The sequence below is a fragment of the Microbacterium sp. NPDC089695 genome (genome assembly GCF_044749085.1).
Taxonomy (GTDB): domain Bacteria; phylum Actinomycetota; class Actinomycetes; order Actinomycetales; family Microbacteriaceae; genus Microbacterium.
Genome location: NZ_JBIVHG010000001.1, coordinates 1,178,979 through 1,197,284, shown reverse-complemented (window position 1 = coordinate 1,197,284; position 18,306 = coordinate 1,178,979). Strand labels below are relative to the sequence as shown.

Annotated in this window: 18 protein-coding genes; 6 read left to right on the top strand and 12 right to left on the bottom strand. The window is 68.9% G+C overall.

Annotated elements, in window-relative coordinates; translation table 11 throughout:
- Positions 1-53: 53 nt before the first annotated feature.
- From hisD to ACIPYT_RS05900, 3 genes are read left to right on the top strand one after another with little or no spacing between them, the layout of a single operon-like run.
- Positions 54-1,385 (top strand): histidinol dehydrogenase, encoded by a 1,332-nt coding sequence (gene hisD, locus ACIPYT_RS05910; protein WP_401071560.1) that lies wholly within the window; start codon positions 54-56, stop codon positions 1,383-1,385.
- A complete protein-coding gene (locus tag ACIPYT_RS05905; RefSeq protein ID WP_401071558.1) occupies positions 1,382-2,140 on the top strand; it encodes an SDR family NAD(P)-dependent oxidoreductase in 759 nt (252 codons plus the stop codon). The genes hisD and ACIPYT_RS05905 overlap by 4 nt, the downstream gene beginning before the upstream one ends.
- Entirely contained in the window at positions 2,137-2,877 is a 741-nt protein-coding gene (locus ACIPYT_RS05900) for an HpcH/HpaI aldolase/citrate lyase family protein (RefSeq protein ID WP_401071556.1), read from the top strand. The genes ACIPYT_RS05905 and ACIPYT_RS05900 overlap by 4 nt, the downstream gene beginning before the upstream one ends.
- A 139-nt stretch (positions 2,878-3,016) precedes the next feature.
- Here the strand turns inward: ACIPYT_RS05900 and ACIPYT_RS05895 are convergent, their stop codons facing one another.
- The 9 genes from ACIPYT_RS05895 to ACIPYT_RS05855 all read right to left on the bottom strand — a co-directional run bounded on the left by ACIPYT_RS05895 (position 3,017) and on the right by ACIPYT_RS05855 (position 10,144).
- Positions 3,017-3,736, bottom strand: coding sequence for an alpha/beta fold hydrolase (locus ACIPYT_RS05895; protein WP_401071554.1), 720 nt, complete (start codon positions 3,734-3,736; stop codon positions 3,017-3,019).
- Position 3,737: 1 nt separating this feature from the next.
- Complete coding sequence (locus tag ACIPYT_RS05890; RefSeq protein ID WP_401071552.1) at positions 3,738-4,631, bottom strand: carbohydrate ABC transporter permease; 894 nt, start codon at positions 4,629-4,631, stop codon at positions 3,738-3,740.
- Positions 4,628-5,500: a carbohydrate ABC transporter permease gene (locus tag ACIPYT_RS05885; RefSeq protein ID WP_401071550.1), complete on the bottom strand. Its 873-nt coding sequence runs from the start codon at positions 5,498-5,500 to the stop codon at positions 4,628-4,630. Before ACIPYT_RS05885 ends, ACIPYT_RS05890 begins: the two co-directional genes overlap by 4 nt.
- 71 nt (positions 5,501-5,571) lie before the next feature.
- Positions 5,572-6,879: an ABC transporter substrate-binding protein gene (locus ACIPYT_RS05880; RefSeq protein ID WP_401071548.1), complete on the bottom strand. Its 1,308-nt coding sequence runs from the start codon at positions 6,877-6,879 to the stop codon at positions 5,572-5,574.
- 177 nt (positions 6,880-7,056) lie between these two features.
- Positions 7,057-7,371: an ArsR/SmtB family transcription factor gene (locus ACIPYT_RS05875; protein WP_401071546.1), complete on the bottom strand. Its 315-nt coding sequence runs from the start codon at positions 7,369-7,371 to the stop codon at positions 7,057-7,059.
- The gene (locus ACIPYT_RS05870) at positions 7,368-7,847 is read right to left on the bottom strand and encodes an SRPBCC domain-containing protein (protein ID WP_401071544.1); all 480 of its coding nucleotides are present in this window, start codon (positions 7,845-7,847) and stop codon (positions 7,368-7,370) included. The genes ACIPYT_RS05875 and ACIPYT_RS05870 overlap by 4 nt, the downstream gene beginning before the upstream one ends.
- A gap of 92 nt (positions 7,848-7,939) precedes the next feature.
- Positions 7,940-9,163: an MFS transporter gene (locus ACIPYT_RS05865; protein WP_401071542.1), complete on the bottom strand. Its 1,224-nt coding sequence runs from the start codon at positions 9,161-9,163 to the stop codon at positions 7,940-7,942.
- Between the two features lie 114 nt (positions 9,164-9,277).
- The gene (locus ACIPYT_RS05860; protein WP_401071541.1) at positions 9,278-9,604 is read right to left on the bottom strand and encodes a hypothetical protein; all 327 of its coding nucleotides are present in this window, start codon (positions 9,602-9,604) and stop codon (positions 9,278-9,280) included.
- Between the two features lie 96 nt (positions 9,605-9,700).
- Positions 9,701-10,144 (bottom strand): MarR family winged helix-turn-helix transcriptional regulator, encoded by a 444-nt coding sequence (locus tag ACIPYT_RS05855; protein WP_401071540.1) that lies wholly within the window; start codon positions 10,142-10,144, stop codon positions 9,701-9,703.
- Positions 10,145-10,267: 123 nt separating this feature from the next.
- On the opposite strand from ACIPYT_RS05855, the gene ACIPYT_RS05850 reads away from it, so the two are divergent.
- The gene (locus ACIPYT_RS05850; RefSeq protein WP_401071539.1) at positions 10,268-10,510 is read left to right on the top strand and encodes a hypothetical protein; all 243 of its coding nucleotides are present in this window, start codon (positions 10,268-10,270) and stop codon (positions 10,508-10,510) included.
- The gene (locus tag ACIPYT_RS05845; RefSeq protein ID WP_401074751.1) at positions 10,510-11,064 is read left to right on the top strand and encodes a MarR family winged helix-turn-helix transcriptional regulator; all 555 of its coding nucleotides are present in this window, start codon (positions 10,510-10,512) and stop codon (positions 11,062-11,064) included. Before ACIPYT_RS05850 ends, ACIPYT_RS05845 begins: the two co-directional genes overlap by 1 nt.
- A 13-nt stretch (positions 11,065-11,077) precedes the next feature.
- Here ACIPYT_RS05845 and ACIPYT_RS05840 read toward each other — a convergent pair whose 3' ends face one another.
- Positions 11,078-12,640, bottom strand: a complete 1,563-nt coding sequence (locus ACIPYT_RS05840) for an MFS transporter (RefSeq protein WP_401071538.1) — start codon at positions 12,638-12,640, stop codon at positions 11,078-11,080.
- A 300-nt stretch (positions 12,641-12,940) separates the two neighbouring features.
- On the opposite strand from ACIPYT_RS05840, the gene ACIPYT_RS05835 reads away from it, so the two are divergent.
- Positions 12,941-14,506 (top strand): SDR family oxidoreductase, encoded by a 1,566-nt coding sequence (locus tag ACIPYT_RS05835; RefSeq protein ID WP_401071537.1) that lies wholly within the window; start codon positions 12,941-12,943, stop codon positions 14,504-14,506.
- Between the two features lie 77 nt (positions 14,507-14,583).
- Here ACIPYT_RS05835 and ACIPYT_RS05830 read toward each other — a convergent pair whose 3' ends face one another.
- Together ACIPYT_RS05830 and ACIPYT_RS05825 are read right to left on the bottom strand one after the other, a co-directional pair.
- Positions 14,584-16,569 carry a BCCT family transporter gene (locus ACIPYT_RS05830; protein WP_401071536.1) on the bottom strand — a complete coding sequence of 662 codons (1,986 nt, stop codon included), beginning with the start codon at positions 16,567-16,569 and terminating at the stop codon, positions 14,584-14,586.
- A 45-nt stretch (positions 16,570-16,614) separates the two neighbouring features.
- Positions 16,615-18,300 carry an ABC1 kinase family protein gene (locus tag ACIPYT_RS05825; RefSeq protein ID WP_401071535.1) on the bottom strand — a complete coding sequence of 562 codons (1,686 nt, stop codon included), beginning with the start codon at positions 18,298-18,300 and terminating at the stop codon, positions 16,615-16,617.
- Between the last annotated feature and the right edge of the window lie 6 nt (positions 18,301-18,306).

Here is an 18,306-nt window from a genome sequence, read left to right as displayed (position 1 = left end):
GAATGCATACGCGGTCATAATCGGCACATACGTATGCAAAGGAAGGAAGGGCCATGCCCCTGCATCTGAAGACCGCGCCGACGAAGACGTTCGCGGACACCGCTCAGCAGGACGTCGCCGAGCGCGTCAGGGCGATCATCGGAGACATCCGCGAGAACGGCGACGCCGCCGTCCGCCGTTACGCCGAGCAGTTCGACAACTGGAGCCCCGAGTCGTATCGCCTCTCCGACGAGGAGATCGACAAGATCATGGCGACGCTCGACCCCCAGGTCATCACCGACATCGAGTTCGTGCAGGCGCAGGTGCGCCGGTTCGCCCAGGCGCAGCGCGACTCCCTCGTCGACATCGAGGTCGAGACGCTCCCCGGCGTGTTCCTCGGTCAGAAGCACGTGCCGGTGCAGGCGGCCGGCGCCTACATCCCGGGCGGCAAGTACCCGCTCACCGCATCGGCGCACATGACCATCATCACCGCGAAGGTCGCCGGCGTCCCGCGCGTCGTCGCGTGCACCCCGCCGATCCGCGGCGAGATCCCCGCGGCCACCGTCGCCGCGATGAAGCTCGCCGGCGCCGACGAGATCTACATCCTCGGCGGCGTCCAGGCCGTGGCCGCCATGGCGGTCGGCACCGACACGATCGAGCCCGTCAACATGATCGCCGGACCCGGCAACGCCTACGTCGCCGAAGCCAAGCGCCAGCTGTTCGGCGAGGTCGGCATCGACCTGTTCGCGGGGCCCACCGAGATCCTCATCGTCGCCGACGAGCACGCCGACCCCTTCTTCACGGCGGTCGACCTCCTGTCGCAGGCCGAGCACGGCCCCGACTCCCCCGCCGTGCTCGTCACGACCTCGCAGTCGCTCGCCGAAGAGGTCATCGACTGGATCGACAAGATCCTCCCTGGCATGCCGACCCGCGACTACGCCGGCCCCGCCTGGCGCGACTGGGGCCAGGTCATCGTGGCCGACGACCTCGACGAGGCGTACCGGATCGCCGACGACTTCGCGTTCGAGCACGTGCAGATCTTCACGCAGGAGCCGCGCGAAGCGCTCACGAAGATGCACGACTACGGCGCGCTCTTCCTCGGCGAGAACACCTGCGTCTCGTACGGCGACAAGGTCATCGGCACCAACCACGTGCTGCCGACGCTCGGCGCCGCGCGGTACACCGGCGGCCTCTGGGTCGGCAAGTACCTGCGCACCGTCACGTACCAGGAGATCCAGAACGCCGAGTCGTCGGCCGAGCTCGGCGCCGTGTGCGGCCGCGCCGCCCGCGTCGAGCTGTTCGAGGGCCACGCCCGTTCGGGCGACGCCCGCGCCTGGCGTCATGCCGGCACGCAGTTCGACTGGATCGACGAGAGCCGCGCAGCGGCCACCGCGGACGCACGATGACCGACCTCTCCGGTCGCACGGCCGTGGTGACCGGCGGCGGCAGCGGGCTCGGCGCGGCGATCGCCCGCGCGCTGCACGCCGCCGGTGCCGAGGTCGTCGTGGTGGGCCGCGACACCGCCAAGCTCGACGCCGTGGTCGCCGACCTCGGCTCGCGGGCACGGGCGCTCGCGTGCGACGTCGCCGATCCGGCATCCGTCGACGCGCTCCGCGACGCGCTGGCCGACACCGTGGTGTCGATCCTCGTGAACAACGCCGGCATCCCGGGCCCCGTCGCGGCGCTGACCGACATCGACGCGGATGACTGGGACGAGGTGTTCGCGGTGAACGTGCGCGGCACGTTCCTGCTGTGCAAGGCCCTGCTGCCGGGCATGGTCGCGCGCGGCGACGGCGACGTCATCAACGTGGCATCCGTGTCGGGCAAGCGTCCCCTCGCTCATCGCACGCCGTACTGCGCGTCGAAGATGGCGGTCATCGGGCTCACCTCGACGCTCGCGTTCGAGGTGGGGCCCGCGGGCGTGCGCGTCAACTCCCTCTCCCCCGGCCCGGTCGACGGTCCGCGCATGACGCGCAACTTCCGGCTCGAGGCCGAGCGCTCGGGATCCAGTGTCGACGAGGCCGAGCAGGCGTTCGTGTCGCGCGCGGCGCTCGGCCGCATGGTCACCGAGGCCGAGGTCGGCGCCGCAGTGATCGCGATGCTCGGGATGCCGGGCATGTGCGGGGCGGACATCGACCTGTCTGCGGGGATGGTCGCATGACCGGCTCGCTGCGACTGCGGGCGCGCGCCGGTGAGAAGCTCATCGGCGCGCTCCTGCGCATGCCGTCGGAGGAGCTGGTCGAGATGCTCGCGGTCGCCGACTTCGACTTCGTGCTGATCGACTGCGAGCACGGCCCCGCCGACCTCGTCGCCCTGCGCCACCACATCGCTCTGGCCCAGGTGCACGGGCTCCCGGTGATCGTGCGCGTGGGCGAGGGTGATCGCGGCCAGATCCTGCGCGTGCTCGACCAGGGTGCCGAGGGCATCCTGGCTCCGCACCTCGACACGGCAGACGACGCGGCGGCGCTCGTCGACGCCGCGATGTATCCCCCGGTCGGATCCCGCGGTTTCGCGACCTACAGCCGAGCCGGACGCTTCGGCCTGGTGCCCCCCGCGGAGCACCGCGACCACTGGCTCGAGAACACCCTCGTGCTCGGCATGGTCGAATCCCCCCGCGGGGTCGCCGAGGTCGACGCGATCGTCGCGACGCCGCGCCTGGACGGCATCATGATCGGTCCGGCCGACCTCGCCGCGGCATCCGGACCCGACGACCTGCCCGTGCCGGAGGCCATCGCGACCGTGCACGCCGCACTCGCCGGGGCGGGATCGCTGCGCATGGACATCGTCGGCACGAAGGATGCCGCGGCCGCGGCCTTCGCCGGCGGCGCCGACCTCGTGGTCTACAACCTCGCGTCGTCGCTCATGGCACACCTGCAGGGGCTGGCCTACGCCCGCTGAGCCGCGCGACGGCCGCCCCAGCCCTCACGGTCTGCAGGAGATCGCACGATAGGAAGGATGCCTCTCGGCATCCGACCCTGCAGAACGTGCGATCTCCTTCATTTCGTGCGGGCGGCGGGAGCAGCACGTGGCCAGTCGGCTACGCGCCGACCGCCGCCGGACGCAGCTGCTGCGATCGCCACGACCGCACGAGGTCGCCGAACTCTCGGGGGCGCTCGACCGGCAGCAGATGACCGGCGTCGAGCGACACCAGCCTTGCGCCCTCGATCTCGGCCACGATCTCGGTGTGGAACCGGGGCGGGCAGATCACGTCGTCGATGCCCGATACGGCGAGCGTCGGGATGCGCAGCGACGAGAGCCGGGACAGCAGGTCGACGCGGGTGAGCTGCAGCTCCAGCTGAGCGCGCAGCACCGCCGCCCCCGTCGCGTCGCCCATGCCGAGCGTCCGTTCGACCAGATCGGAGCGCGTGGCCGCGACCTCGGCCCCGAGCAGCGGCTCGAGGATCTCCCCCTGCAGTGCGCGCGGCGACACCCCGTCATCCAGTCGCTCGATCCACGCCCGCCACCCGTCGCGCTGCGCCGCGGTCGGGGCCTTCGCGTTGGTCGAGACCAGGCACAGCCCGTCGACCCGCTCCGGCGCGGCGATCGCGAGCGCCATCGCGACGATCCCGCCGAGAGAGTGCCCCACGAGCACCACGCGCGGCGGCAGGTCGCGCAGCAGCGCGTCGACCTGGTCGCGGAGTGCGGGGCGGTCCAGCACCGGCCGGATCGCCCCGCCGTCCTCCGTGTCGAGTCCCGTGCCGCGCCACAGGTCGCCCGTGCAGTTCATGCCGGGCAGCAGCACGAGCGGCGCCGTCACGTCAGCCCTTGACGGCGCCGTCGCTGAGACCCGCGACGAGATACTTCTGTGCGATGAACGCGATGATGAACACCGGGATCGTCAACAGCATCGACGCGGCTCCGGCCTGTTGCAGCATCGGCAGCGTCTGTCCGAGTTGCGTCGCGATGAACACCGGCACGGTCTTCGACGACGTGTCGGTCAGCACGAGGGCCGTCAGGTACTCCTGGAACGCGAACAGGAACACGAAGATGCCGGCGGTGAGGATGCCGGGGCCCATGAGCGGGATCATGACGCGGCGCAGCATGCCGATGCGCGTGCAGCCGTCGATCATCGCGGCCTCGTCGAGCTCGCGCGGGATCTCGGCGAAGAAGTTGCGCAGCAGCCAGATCGTGAACGGCTGGTTGATCGCGACTAGCGCGATCGCGAGCGCGAACGTCGTGTCGTAGATGCCGAGCGCCCGACTGATGTCGTACATCGGCAGCACGACCGAGAAGCGCGGCAGTGCGCGGAAGATCAGCGCGAGCACCAGCAGCAGCGCCGACACGTAGCTCGGGAACCTCGACAGCGCGTACGCCGCAGGGATGCCGATCGCGAGGGCGATCACGGTCGAGACCACCGCCACGACGATCGTGTTGACGAGGTAGTCGGCGAAGTACGTGGTCTGCCACAGGTCGACGAAGGCCTGCAGCGTCGGCTGGTAGTCCCAGAGCACGGGCGGGTTCGCGAACGCGACGTTGGTCGGCTTCGTGACCGAGAGGGTCATCCAGATGAACGGGCTCAGCATCACGATGCAGAGCACGGCGAGCAGGAGCCCGGTGATGACGGGCGGACGCTGCGGTCCGCGGCGGCGGCGCTTCGGTGCGCCGCTCGTGACGATGGCCCTCGTCGAGAGCTCGGTGGAGGTGAGACTCATCGTTCGGCCTTCGCTTCCTTGAAGATGCCCCGGATGAACGGGATCAGCATGATGAGGATCAGGATGATGGTGAGCACGTTGATCGCGCTGCCGAGTCCGAGGTTCTCCGCCCCGTCGGCGAACGCGACCGAGTAGACGTAGAGCATGATCGACTCGTTGCCGATGTTCTGCGCCTGGGGCGACAGCGGGATGAGGTTGTCGAACATGCGCAGCACATCCATGATCGTGATCAGCGTCACGAAGCCCAGCACGCCGCGGATCGTCGGGATGATCACGTTGATGTGCGTCTGGAAGCCGTTGGCGCCGTCGATCACGGCGGCTTCCTTGAGCTCGTTCGGCACGCCCTGGAGCCCGGCGAGGATGATCAGCATCGCGAACGGGAGCATGTGCCAGACCGTGTTCGCGATCACGAGGATGCCGTTGGGCACCTGATCGGTGAACCACAGCACCTGGGTGCCCCCGAAGAAGCCGATCAGGCGGTTGACGACACCGCCGAAGTTGTCGTCGAAGAGCCAGGAGAACGCCACGGCGCCGACGAGGTTGGGCAGCACGTACGACACCAGCATGATGCCGAGCACGAGCGGCCGCGAGGTCGTGATGCGGTTGATGCCGGTGGCGATGATGTACCCCGCCACCAGGAGGATGACGGTGGTGACCACCGTCACGATGACGGTGAAGGCCACCGCCTTGTGGAATCGCGGGTCGGTCAGGGCGTCGGTGAAGTTGGTCAGCCCGATGAAGGTGCCCGGCGTCCCGTAGCGCACCTGCTCGAAGCTCCACTGCACCGTGCGCACCAGTGGGAGCACGAGGAGCGCCCCCATCACCAGCAGGCTCGGGAAGAAGAGCAGCCAGAACTCGCGTGTCTTCATATGCGTCCTCCCTTGGACGGACTGTGGCCTGAACTCGCGCTCAGGCCACAGTCATGACGTCGGTGCGTCGGTCAGCCGGCGATCTTCTCGCCGGCGGCCTGCATCTGGGCGAGTCCTTCGTCGACCGAGATCTGGCCGTTCAGGACCGAGACCAGGATGGGCCGGATCTCGTTGGTGATGTCGGCGATCACGGGCGACACGATCGGCGGCATGGCACTGGCGATCGAGTCGTTGGCCGCGGCGCCGTACGGGGAGTTCTCCTCGGTGACCATGCCCTCGCGAGCCGGGTAGGCCGCGGGCACCGACGCCGTGGATGCGTCCTCGCTGACGGCCGAGGCCATCATCTGGAAGAGCATGTCGTGGTCGAGCTTGGTGTTGAAGGGGATCGACCAGCCGTCGATCGACAGACGGTTGTACGAGTACTCCGCGTCGGCCGTGACCTTGGGCGCCCCGGCGAAGCCGAACGAGTCGGCGTACTGCGAGTTGGAGTCGAGCGTCAGGTCGAACATGCGGCCCGAGAACATGATCGACATGGCCGCGGTGCCGTTGAACATCTGCTGCTGCACCTTGGGCTGGTCGAACGTCGTGACCTGCGGGTCCATGTACGGCTTGAGCGACAGCATCCCCTCGAGGGCGGCCTTGCCCTCGGGGCTGTCGAGCGTGACCTCGCCGTCGGCGGACACGAAGTCGGCGCCGAGCGAGTTCATGGCTCCCTGGAAGCCCGTGGTCACGTCGGCGGTGGCGAGCCACGGCAGCGCGATCGGGTAGTCCATGAGGCCGGCGCCCTTGATCGCCTCTGCCGCGTCGACCATCTCGTCGAACGTGGTGGGGGCTTCGAGGCCGAGGTCGTCGAAGATGTCGGTGCGGTATGCCATGACGAACATCTGCGCCTGCATCGGTACCGCGTAGATGTCGCCGTCGTACGACATGCCCTCGACCATCGACTGGCTGATGTCACCCAGACCGTAGTCGTCGGCGTACTTGTCCCAGAGGTCGTTGAGGGGGACGAGCTTGCCCTCCTCGCCGAAGCCGGGGATGACGAAGCCGTAGGTCTCGATGATGTCGTAGGTGCCGGTGTCTCCCGCGAGGGTCGCGGTGGTCTTGGTCACCTGGCCGCCGAAGTCGATCGGGTCATGCTTCAGGGTCACGTCGTCGTTCGAACAGCTCGACACCATGGTGTCGGTGAACGGGTCGATCGCGGAGGAGTTGTAGGCGAGGACGTTGACGGTCGTCTTGCCTTCGGGTGCCGTGTAGTCGCACGTCACCGTCGTCGAGTTCGCGTTGTCGGTGCGGGAACCCGCGCCGCAGCTGGTGAGGGCGACGATGCCCACGGCTGCGAGAGCGAGTACCGGCAGTGCTCGGTGCTGTGAATGTCCCATGTCGCGATGGTATACGTATGCAGTCGACTTAGGGAAGCCTATATTCGCGGAATTGATTCGGATTGAATACGTATACGTGGTCGAGGCCCGGAACTCCGGGGCCGGCGCGGCGTCGACTCTCATTTTACGAGGCTCGCGCCTGCCCGCTCGCGGAGTTCCGGGACGGCGAAACAGTCGCTACAGCCCCTCCGCGATGTCCTTGATCGCGGCGAGGCGGCGGTCCCAGGCCCGGCCGATCTCGTCGAGACGCCGTGCCGTCGCCGAGAGCTCGGCGCCGATCGCGCGGAACCGCACCTCACGGCCCACGCGCACGGGCTCGACGAGTCCGACCTCCTGCAGGACGGACAGGTGTTTGGCGATGGCCTGGCGGCTCACCGGCATCCGTGCGGCGAGAGCGGAGGCCGAGGCGTCGTCGCGGCCGAGCTCGGCGAGGATGCCCCACCGGGTCTCGTCCGCCAGCGCCGCGAACATCGGCAGCAGCGTGTCGCTCACGCCTCGGACTCCACGAGCGCGACGAGCTTGTCGAGCTCGGCGTCCCAGCCGGTGCGGTGGTACTCCATGTTCGCGACCGGGTCGCTCGTGCGGTCGAAGCCGCTCTCGACCACGGTCAGGAGCGTGCCGTCGTCGACGGGCGCGAGAGTGAACTCGACGAGTGTGGACGTCTGCTCGTCGAGCGCGGCCGGGCGGCGGCCGAGGGCGTCGTCGTTGCTCCAACGGTAGACGATGCGTCGGGGTTCGTCGACGCTCTCGACCCGGATCGGGACGACGTCGTCGGGCCCGAAGTCCATGACGCCCGATGCGCCGACCCCCATGCCGTCGAGCTCGAGGCGGCCGAACCACCGCGAGACGTGCGCGGGTTCGGTGACCGCGCGCCAGACCTTCTCGACAGAGGCGGAGATGCGGATGCTGCGGCGGACGATGAACGCCTCCGCATCGATGACGGATGCGTCTTCTCGGATGTCGACCATGATCGTGCTCCTTTCGGTTCGATGTGCAACTTCAGAATTGCACATCGAACCCAAGACTGCAACCCTTGAGTTGCACTTCTCCTCGGCGGCCATCAGCCGCGGGGCTTGCGTCCCTCGAGCACGCCGGCCAACAGCACGGCGACGAGCGCAGCCGCCGGAGCGACGATCAGGCCGGCGCGCAGACTCTCGTTCTCGGCGATGAAGCCCACGAAGGGCGGCGAGAGGAGGAATCCGAGTCGCAGCAGCCACGACACGATCGTGAGCCCGACACCCGCACGCAGTCCCGGCAGTTCGTCGGCCGCGTGCATCGCCGCCGGGATCAGCGTCGCGATGCCGAATCCGACCGCGGCGAACCCGGCGATGGTTCCCGGCACACTGGGGAACAGCAGCGCGAGCGTCATGCCAGCAGCGGCGATCAGTCCGCCCGCACGTGCGACCGCGCGCTGGCCGAAGCGGTCGGTCATGCCGTCTCCCAGCATCCGCCCGATGAACTGCGCTCCGACGAGCGCGATGAAACCGAGCGGGGCGACCGCGGCGGCCGCACCCAGCGACTCGCCGAGGTACAGCGTCGCCCAGGAGTTGCCGGCGTCCTCGGCGACCGCGCCGGCCATCGCGATGAGCGTCAGCGCGATCACGGCGAAGACGACGCGCGGACCCACGCCTCGGCGCACGGCCTTCTCGATCTCGGCCGGTTCGGCCGTGGCTTCGGCATCCGCCTCTTCGTCGCGTCCGGGCAGGCAGAACGCGAGCGCCGTGAGCGCGACGGCCGCGAACACGGCGGTCGAGATGCCGAGGTGCACGCCGATCGGGAGGCGCAGGGCGATCGCGGCCGCCGCCATGCCCCCGCCGAGAACGGCGCCGATCGACCAGATCGCGTGGAAGGAGTTGATGATCGACCGGCCGTAGCGCCGCTGCACCCTCAGGCCGTGCGCGTTCTGCGCGACATCGGTGATCGCATCGGACGCACCACCGAGCAGCAGAGCGACCGCGAACAGGATGCCGGACGGCGCGAGCGCCGCGGCCAGCAGTCCGAGGCCGGTGGCGACCGTGCCGATCACGGCGATGCGCGCCGACCCGAATCGGCGGATCAGCACGGCCGCCAGGAGCCCGGCGGCGATGGCGCCGGCGGGGAAGGCCGCGATCGCGACGCCGTATCCGACGTTGTCGAGGCCGAGCTGGGCCTTGATCTCGGGATAGCGCGGCAGGATGTTCGCGAACAGCGCCCCATTCGTGAGGAACAGTGCAGAGACAGCGAGGCGCGCGCGTCGCACGGTCCGCTCGGGGGCAGCACGTCGAATCGTTTCGGCGGACGTCATGCGTACGATCGTACACGTCGCGCTCGACGACTCGCACGCCCCTCGTCATTCTGCGCGTGCGACAGTGCGCTGGGCGCCCCGATCAGCGGGAGCCCACTTCGCTCCGGCGTCGCCTCAGGCGCTCATGGCGTGCAGCACGGGGGCATCGTCCAGCGTGGCGAACTCGTCGTGCGTGAGGTCGAGACCGCCGGAGGAGCTGGCCGCGTTCATCATCTTCACCAGCAGCGCGCGATCGACCGGCGTGGCGGCGTCGAGCACGAACCGCAGGGGGATCGCCGCCTGGATCCAGAGCGTCTCGATGGCGCCGCCCGATGTCGGGATCGTGAGTGCGAACGACTCGTTGCGCCGCAGCTTCGTGAGCGTCACCGCGCGGACGTGCGCCAGAACCACGTCGTCGACGTCGATCGGCGCCCCTGCATTCCCGTAGGTCAGATGTCCCATGTTCTCTTCCCTCCCGAAGATTCGCTTGGGATTTAGATTACTAGATTATCTAGTTAAATTCTAGACGAAAGGGAATTCCTGCCCACAGACCAGGAATCAGGAGATGTCGTCGATCTCTTCGGCGAGTCGCCGGAGGAAGCGGGCGACGATCTCCGTCTGCTCCGGAGTGAACTCGCTCGCGAGGGCTTCGACGCGCTTCGTCATGTCATCGACCGGGGCGTTGATGTCGCGCAGGGTCGGTCGCACGACCTTCGACCTCGCGTCATCGGGATGCGCGGCGACGAGCACCTGCCCTCGCTCCAGGAGGCGACGCAGCACACTCGTGACCGCGGCGGTGCTGATGCGCAGGTGCGAGGCGAGGTCGCCGGGCGTCACGGGTGCATCACCGGGAGCTTCGGTGATGAAGCGCATGGCATCGCGATCCGTCTCGTTCGGAGCACGCCGCGATGACATCCGGCGGGCGAGCTGCGATTCCGAGCGTCGCAACTGCTCGACGCCCTCGAGGATCTCCCTCGTCGCGGTCTGCGTGTCGTTCGCCATTCTCGTCACCCCCTGACTGCATCCATGCTACTCGACAACCAGGTAAGCAGTCAGACTAGCAAAACTCAATGCGGTCGGCCATGGGTCATGGGTGCGAAGATGGAACCCTGCCGAAAGGACCCCATGGTCGAGCGATTCACCCCCGAGGAAGCGGGATACGTCCGGTATTCCGACATTCTCGAGCGCCTGCGCGAGAGCTTCCCGGCCGTGCCGACCTGGCGGCTCGATCAGATCATCACGGCTGAGAACGAGGCGATCACCGGCGGACTCCTTCGCATCGTCCCCGCGGAGGTCGAATCGGGCGCGATAGAGATGCTCGAACGCGAGCAGCAGAACCGCATGAGCGACGACGACGAGGTGGCATGATGGAGCGCTCCGACGACTACACTCGCTCCGGCTATTGGTACCCGGACACCGACAGCGCGAGCACGGTCGATGTGCTGAACCTGCTGCGCCGGTACCGCTCGGCCGAGACCGCGATGCGCGCCCGCACCCGGGCATCGATGAAGATGAACGAGACCGACCTCATGGCACTGCGGTTCCTCCTTCGGGAGCAGAAGGCCGGACGGATCGTGCGACCGATCGACATCGCGCGCACGCTCGACATCTCGACCGCGTCGACCACCACGCTGATCGACAGGCTCGAGAAGGGCGGGCATGCGCGCCGCGAGCCGCATCCCACCGACCGCCGCGCCGGCGTCGTCGTGCCGACCGTGAGCAGCGACGACGAGGTGCGCGCCACTCTCGGAGCCATGCATCGGAGGATGCTGTCGCTCGTCGACGAACTCGACGACCGCGAGCGCGCCGTGATCACGCGGTTCCTCGCGGGCATGACGTCGGCGATCGAAGAGGCCTCCGACCTCGACCAGGAGCTCCGCGACGTCATCCGTTCGCACGAGGAGGGGTCGGCAGGCGCGTAGCCGCGCACCCGGCTCAGACCTTCTCGGCCTGCTCCCCCTCCGCGGGCTCGTCCCCCTCGGAGTTCTCGAGCCGCTCGGGGAACAGCTCGTCGAGGTCGAGATCGGGGTTGTCGTCCTGCGTCTCGACGAGCTCGACCGCCTCCTCGGGCGTCTGCACGCTCGGCATCGCGCCCGGAAGCGGTCTGCGCGCCGACTCCTTGAGCACCACCACGGCGATGAAGCCCGCGATCGAGGTGCCGATCACGTAGAACGCCGGCGCGAGCGACGACCCCGTCATCTGCACGAGCGCCTCCATCACGACCGGCGCCGTACCGGCGAACAGCGCGACGGCGAGGTTGTACGAGATGCCCATGCCGCCGTACCGCGACGAGGTCGGGAACAGTGCAGGGAGCGACGAGGCGAGGTTCGCGACGTAGAACGTCACGGGGAACGCGAGCAGCACGAGACCGAGCAGCGTCGACCAGATCTCGCCGTGCATCATGAACAGGAACGCGGGGATCGCGAGCACGATCGCCGAGATCGACCCGATGAACAGCACCTTGCGGCGGCCGATGCGGTCGGACAGGTGGCCGGTCAGCGGGATGCAGAGCGCCATCGCCACCAGCACCGGGAGCGTGAGCAGCGTGCCGTGCACCTCGTCGTATCCGAGCGTGCCGGTGAGGTAGGTGGGCATGTACGACGTCAGCGCGTAGCCGACCGTGTTGGCCGCGGCGACGAGCACGAACGCGGTGAGCAGCTCACGCCAGTATGCGCGGATCAGCGCGATGACGCCCTTCGGGGCATCCACCGATGCCTTGGCCTCGTCGGCGGCCGCCTTCGCGGCATCCTGCGCCTCCTGGAAGGCCGGAGTGTCTTCGATCTTGAGGCGGAAGTAGATCGCGATGAGGCCCAGCGGCAGCGCCACGAGGAACGGGATGCGCCACGCGAAGTCCTGCATGAAGTCGGCCGTGAGCGTGAGCTGCAGGATCGACACGAAGGCCGCGCCGATCGCGAATCCCATGTACGAGCCGAGGTCGAGCAGTGAGGCGTAGAAGCCGCGGCGCTTGTCGGGCGCGTACTCGGTGATGAACGTCGTCGCCCCCGCGTACTCACCACCGGTCGAGAAGCCCTGCGCGAGCTTGAGCACGATGAGCAGGATCGGCGCCCACACGCCCCACACCGAGAAGTCGGGGAGCACGCCGATGAGGAAGGTCGCGGCGGCCATCATGATGAGCGTGAACGCGAGCACACGCTGGCGTCCCATGCGGTCGCCGAGCTGTCCGAGCACGATGCCGCCGAGCGGGCGGGCCACGAAGGTCACGGCGAACACTCCGAGCGAGAACAGCGACTGCGCCCCGGCCGAGGCATCGGGGAGGAACGCGCGGCCGATGATGACGGCCAGATAGCCGTACACGCCGATGTCGTACCACTCCATGAGGTTGCCGACCACGGTGCCGGCGACGGCGCGTCGGAGCATGGGACGGTCGACGATCGTCACGTCGTCGACCGTGAGGCGACGCGGTTCCTCGGGTTTGATGAGACCCAGACGGCGGCCGATGCGGCGCCAGAGCGAGTCGTGGTTCACGGGTGCGGACATGACGGAACTCTCTTCTCTCTCACGGCCCGACGACGCGGGTCACGCACGAGCGAAGGCAGAGGCCAGGGACGTACGGCCGACACCGACCGTACGTCCCACGGCCTCGCTGGCGGGGAGCGGCGCGAGGCTGGCCGCATCCGAGGTCAACGACGGCGCGGCACGCAGAGCGTTCTCGACGCGCACGGGGGAATTCGCTGCTCCGGACATTTTCCTTGCCTTCCTTCAGCGGAAGGTTACTAGATGAGCTAGTGATCTGCCAACCTAGTGAAAAGGTCCGGTGTCAGGCCTACGCTCGATGGCATGACGGAGCTCACCCAGCCCACCGGACGAGAAGACGCCCTGCGCGCGATCCCCCGCGACGACGGCACGCCACCGCGGGTGCTGGTGCTCGGAGCCACGGGCTACATCGGGGGCCGACTCACACCACGGCTGCTCGGAGCCGGGTACCGGGTGCGCGTGCTCGCCCGGGACGCCGCCCGCGCGGCATCCTTCCCGTGGGGAGGCGAGTGCGAGATCGTCGAGGGATCCGCCGACGACCGGGATGCCGTGGCCGAGGCCATGCGCGACGTCGACGTCGTGTACTACCTCATCCACTCGATGTCGGCCGGGGCCGGCTTCGAGGAGAGCGACGAGCGCGCCGCGCGGACCGTGGCGGATGCCGCGGCGAGCGCGCACGTGCGTCGGATCGTCTATCTCGGCGGGCTGCATCCCGACGACGTGACACTCTCACCGCACCTGCGCTCCCGCGTGCACGTCGGCGAGATCTTCCTGCGGTCGGGCGTGCCGACCCTCGTGCTGCAGGCCGGTGTCGTGATCGGGTCGGGGTCGGCGTCGTTCGAGATGATCCGCCACCTGACCGAGGTGCTGCCCTACATGCCCGCGCCGAAGTGGGTGCGCAACCGCATCCAGCCGATCGCCGTGCGTGACGTGCTGCACTACCTGCTCGGAGCGGCCCGCGTCGGAGACGACGTGAACAGGGCGGTCGACATCGGCGGACCGGATGTGCTCCGCTACGGACAGATGATGAACGGCTACGCAGTCGAGGCAGGGCTGCGGCAGCGCGCGATCGCGGCGCTTCCCGTGCTGACGCCGGGGCTCGCCTCGCACTGGGTGAACCTCGTGACGCCCGTGCCGCGGTCGATCGCCCGTCCGCTCGTGGCCTCGCTGCAGAACGAGTGCATCGTCAAGGACCGCGCGATCGACGACCTCATCCCGCCGCCCGAGGGCGGGCTCACGCCGTACCGGCAGGCCGTGCACCTCGCGCTCGGTCGCGTGAACGCCGATGCGATCGAGACGAGCTGGCAGGACTCCGAGGTGTCCGGAGCACCCAGCGACCCCCTGCCCAGCGACCCCGAATGGGCCGGACGCACGGTGTTCACCGACGCACGCTCGCTCACGACCACGGCATCCGTCGAGGGACTCTGGCGCGTCATCATCGGCATCGGCGGAGCGAACGGGTGGTACTCGTCGCCGTTCCTGTGGGCTGTGCGGGGCTGGATGGACCGCGTCGTCGGCGGGGTCGGGCTCCGGCGCGGACGACGCAGCAAGGACGCCGCGCGGGTCGGCGACGCGATCGACTTCTGGCGCGTCGAGGCCGTCGAGGAGCCCGGCACGGCGACCGAGGCGTCGCAGGCGAGCGGTGGGCTGCTGCGTCTTCGGGCCGAGATGAAGGTGCCGGGAGAGGCATGGCTCGAGCTGCGAGCCCTGCCGGATGCCGGGGGCGCGCGCTACGAGCAGCGAGCCGTGTTTTTCCCGATGGGCCTCGCCGGACGCCTGTACTGGTTCGCCGTGCTGCCGTTCCACGGCTTCATCTTCGCCGGCATGGCGGCGCGCATCACCGCCGCCGCCGAGGAGCCGGTCACCTGACTCCACGAAAGATCAGAAACGCCGCGGAGAAGCATCCTTCCGCGGCGTTTCTGATCTTTCGCCCGCGCCGGCGGCGGTCAGCGCTCGGTCGGGGCGGTGCCGCCGGCCTCGTCGACGGACTCGGCCGTGTCCTCGGCCAGGGCGGCGGTCGGGTCGGCGTGGGGCGCGGCATCCGCATCCGCACCCGCCGCAGGGACGATGTCGATCGCCTCGGTCGCGGTCGCGTAGACCTCGGCGAGGCTGTCGTCGACGGAGGCCTCGTCGATCCAGGCCAGGTCGTCTTCGGAGTGGTCGTACTCGACGGGCACGAGGGCGAAGTCGTCGCCGTACTCCTCGAGACCGGCCATGACGCTGTGCCGCACGGCCGCGCGCGCATAGCGCTCGCGCAGGATCATGGGGTCGCGCCGGAGGTCCTTCATGAACGCGACCATCATGAACGCCATGATCACCGCGAACGGCAGCGCGGCGATGATCGTGACGTTCTGCAGAGAGCGCAGACCGCTCCCCTCCTCACCCGTGACGAGCAGCACCGCCGCGATCACGCCGACCAGCACACCCCAGACGACCGCGACCCAGCGCGAAGGATCGGGGCGTCCCTGCTGCGACAGCGTGCCCATCACGAGCGACGCGGAATCCGCACCGGTGATGAAGAAGATCGAGATCAGCAGGATGAGCAGGATGCTGGTGATCAGCGGGAACGGGAGGTTGTCGAGCACCCCGAACAGCACCTCCTCGGGCGGGTCGACCGTGAGGCCGGCGCCCTCCATCTGCTGCTGGATCGCGGTGGTGCCGAAGATCGCGAACCACACGAGCGAGATGGCGGCCGGGACGAGGATCACGACCGACACGAACTGGCGGATCGTGCGACCGCGCGAGATCTTGGCGATGAACATGCCGACGAACGGCGACCACGAGATCCACCACGCCCAGTAGAAGATCGTCCAGCTCGACAGGAACATCTGCGCCTCGTCGCCCTGCGAGGCCGAACGGGCGATCATCTCGGGCAGATCGCCGACGAACTGCACCGCCACCGAGGGGATGACGTTGAGGATCAGCAGCGTCGGCCCGACGAAGAACACGAAGAACGCGAGCAGCAGCGCCGCGACCGCGTTGATGTTCGACAGCGCGCGGATGCCCTTGCTCACACCCGAGACGGCCGAGGCGATGAAGCACGCGGTGAGCACGGCGATCGCCGCGATGAGCACGCCGTTGCCGAGTTCGCCGATGCCGCTGACGATCTCGACGCCGTGTCCGATCTGCAGGGCGCCGAGGCCGAGCGAGGCGGCTGTGCCGAACAGCGTCACGATGATCGAGAAGATGTCGATCGTGCGACCGAGGGGTCCGGCCGTGCGCCCCTCTCCGAGCAGCGGCGCGAAGATCGACGAGATCAGCGGGGTACGGCCTCGGCGGAACGCGCCGTAGGCGATCGCGCCGCCGACCAATGCGTAGAACGCCCACGCCTGCGGCCCCCAGTGGTACAGCACCTGGGCCTGCGCGGTGTGCATGGCCTCGAGCGTGTTCGCCTCGACCGTGCCTGGTGGCGGGCTCTCGAAGAACGTGAGCGGCTCGGCCGCTCCCCAGAACACGAGACCGATGCCCATGCCGGCGGCGAACAGCATCGAGATCCACGAGAACATCGAGTACTCGGGTTCCTCGTCGTCGCGACCGAGCGGGATGCGCCCGTAGCGCGTGAAGCCGACGAACAGCATGAACACGAGGATGACGGTGGCGATCGTCGTGAAGAAGAATCCGAAGTACTCGACGACCCAGGCGAGCACGGTGGACGTCGTGCCGGCGAGGTTGTCGCCCGCGAACACGCCCCACGCGATGAACGCGATCGTGAGCGAGGCGGCGACGCCGAACACCAGCGGGTCGGTGCGGTACGTGCGTCCGGTCTCCTCGACCGAGAGGCCGGGCACGAGAGCCGGATGCACGCTGCGCGGCGGGACCGTCGCGATGTCGCGCACGATCCGTCCGGCTTGCTTGCCGGCCTGTCGCAGGGTCTCGGTCGTCGTCTTGGAGGAGTCTGTGCGTGGTCTGGGCGTCTCGTCAGGAGTGTCCATGACTCCCGATTCTCCCATGCCGGTATTCCGCGGCGGGATCCGGGCTCAGCGGCGGCGGCCGACGCCCGCGAACACGGCGTGCAGCAGCGGGAGCGCCGACACGCAGATCAGGGTGACGCCGAGCGGCGGGATCGATGGCACGAGCAGCGCGCCGCCCACCAGCATCGCGGCGAACAGCACGCCCGAGCCGATCCGTCGCGCGAGGCCTTCGAGGCGGTCGAGGCGACGCTCCAGGCGCGAGGTGTCGAACGTCACGGTGCCGGCATCCACTCGCGAGATGATCGCGTCGATCTTCTTCGGCAGCCGCCAGGTGACGGCGGCGTTCTCCATCGCCTGCGTGCCCATGTCGCGCATGAACCCGCCGGTCTGGTCGCGCAGCAGGCGTCCGGCGTACGGCTCCGCGGCATCCCACACGTTGAAGGAGGGGTCGAGGCTCGAGCACATGCCCGAGGTGAGCGACACCGCACGGATCAGCAGCAGCATGTTCTCGGGCAGCTGCAGCGGGAGCGAGCGCACCATGTCGCCGAACTCGTCTGCGAAGGCCATGAACTCGCGCGGATCGACCTGCGCGAGTTCCGCGAACCCCATGCCGCCGAAGCGGGCGAACAGGGCGGTGAGCGCGCGTTCGAGCTCTGCCGTGTCGGCGGAGGGCAGCAGTACGCCGATCTCCTGCGCCGCGGCGACGAGCCCGCGGCTGTCGCGCCCGGCGACCGCGATGAGCAGCGTGCGCAAGCCGTCGCGGAGGTTGTCGGGCACCTCGGCCATCATCCCGAAGTCGATGAACGTGAGGCGGAATCCGCCCGGCGTCGACGGCACGGGCGTCACGAAGATGTTCCCGGGATGCGGGTCGGCGTGCACGAAGCTGTGCGTGAACACCTGGTCGAACATGACCTCGGCGAACGCGTCGGCGACGGCCGAGGGGTCGATGCCGGCGGCGCGGAGCGCATCCTTGTCGTTGATCTTGATCGCCGTGACGTCCGACAGCGTCAGCACGCGGCGGGTCGATCGCTCCCACACGATCTCCGGAGCGGCGACCCGCGGGTCGTCGGCGAAGTTCTCGCGGAACCTCTCGGCGCTCGCGGCCTCGTGCAGGTAGTCGATCTCCTCGAGGCTCGTCTGCGCGAATTCCTCGACCAGCGCAGGGGCGTCGACGCGGTCGGACACGAGGCGCACGCGCATCGCCCAGCGGGCCACCCGGCGAAGGGCGGCGAGGTCGGTCTCGACGATCCCGTCGATGCCGGGTCGCTGCACCTTCACCACGACCTCGTCGAGTCCGGTGTCGGCCGCATCGAGCTCGGAGAGACGGGCGCGGTGCGCCTGCCCGAGGGATGCCGCCGCCACGGGCGTCTCGTCGAACCAGGCGTAGGCACGGGCGAGCGGGATGCCGAGTTCGGCCTCGGCCGCCCGGCGGATGTCGGCGAAGGGCACCGCAGGCACTTCGTCCTGCAGACCCTCGAGCTCCTTGGTGATCTCGGGCGGCAGCACGTCGAGGCGCGACGACATGAACTGGCCGACCTTGATCATGAGCCCGCCGAGCTCGACGGCGAGAGCATGGAAGCGCTGCGCGAACCGCTGTAGGCGCGGTGTGCGCGTGCGCTCGGAGACGCGCGAGAGGCCGAGGCGCGGAAGGACGAGCTCGAACCACCAGACGATGGTGAACTCCCGCGCGGCGAACGACAGGATGCGGCGGTACCTGGCGCGATGGGCGCCCTGCGCCGCAGCATCCGTCATCGAAGG

What these genes read in the sequence shown, in the direction of transcription:
- hisD (WP_401071560.1), top strand. Translation starts at nt 54, where the DNA reads ATGCCCCTGCATCTGAAGACCGCGCCGACGAAGACGTTCGCGGACACC.
- ACIPYT_RS05905 (WP_401071558.1), top strand. Translation starts at nt 1,382, where the DNA reads ATGACCGACCTCTCCGGTCGCACGGCCGTGGTGACCGGCGGCGGCAGC.
- ACIPYT_RS05900 (WP_401071556.1), top strand. Translation starts at nt 2,137, where the DNA reads ATGACCGGCTCGCTGCGACTGCGGGCGCGCGCCGGTGAGAAGCTCATC.
- ACIPYT_RS05890 (WP_401071552.1), bottom strand. Translation starts at nt 4,631, where the DNA reads ATGAGTCTCACCTCCACCGAGCTCTCGACGAGGGCCATCGTCACGAGC.
- ACIPYT_RS05885 (WP_401071550.1), bottom strand. Translation starts at nt 5,500, where the DNA reads ATGAAGACACGCGAGTTCTGGCTGCTCTTCTTCCCGAGCCTGCTGGTG.
- ACIPYT_RS05880 (WP_401071548.1), bottom strand. Translation starts at nt 6,879, where the DNA reads ATGGGACATTCACAGCACCGAGCACTGCCGGTACTCGCTCTCGCAGCC.
- ACIPYT_RS05870 (WP_401071544.1), bottom strand. Translation starts at nt 7,847, where the DNA reads ATGGTCGACATCCGAGAAGACGCATCCGTCATCGATGCGGAGGCGTTC.
- ACIPYT_RS05865 (WP_401071542.1), bottom strand. Translation starts at nt 9,163, where the DNA reads ATGACGTCCGCCGAAACGATTCGACGTGCTGCCCCCGAGCGGACCGTG.
- ACIPYT_RS05860 (WP_401071541.1), bottom strand. Translation starts at nt 9,604, where the DNA reads ATGGGACATCTGACCTACGGGAATGCAGGGGCGCCGATCGACGTCGAC.
- ACIPYT_RS05855 (WP_401071540.1), bottom strand. Translation starts at nt 10,144, where the DNA reads ATGGCGAACGACACGCAGACCGCGACGAGGGAGATCCTCGAGGGCGTC.
- ACIPYT_RS05850 (WP_401071539.1), top strand. Translation starts at nt 10,268, where the DNA reads ATGGTCGAGCGATTCACCCCCGAGGAAGCGGGATACGTCCGGTATTCC.
- ACIPYT_RS05845 (WP_401074751.1), top strand. Translation starts at nt 10,510, where the DNA reads ATGGAGCGCTCCGACGACTACACTCGCTCCGGCTATTGGTACCCGGAC.
- ACIPYT_RS05840 (WP_401071538.1), bottom strand. Translation starts at nt 12,640, where the DNA reads ATGTCCGCACCCGTGAACCACGACTCGCTCTGGCGCCGCATCGGCCGC.
- ACIPYT_RS05835 (WP_401071537.1), top strand. Translation starts at nt 12,941, where the DNA reads ATGACGGAGCTCACCCAGCCCACCGGACGAGAAGACGCCCTGCGCGCG.
- ACIPYT_RS05830 (WP_401071536.1), bottom strand. Translation starts at nt 16,569, where the DNA reads ATGGACACTCCTGACGAGACGCCCAGACCACGCACAGACTCCTCCAAG.
- ACIPYT_RS05825 (WP_401071535.1), bottom strand. Translation starts at nt 18,300, where the DNA reads ATGACGGATGCTGCGGCGCAGGGCGCCCATCGCGCCAGGTACCGCCGC.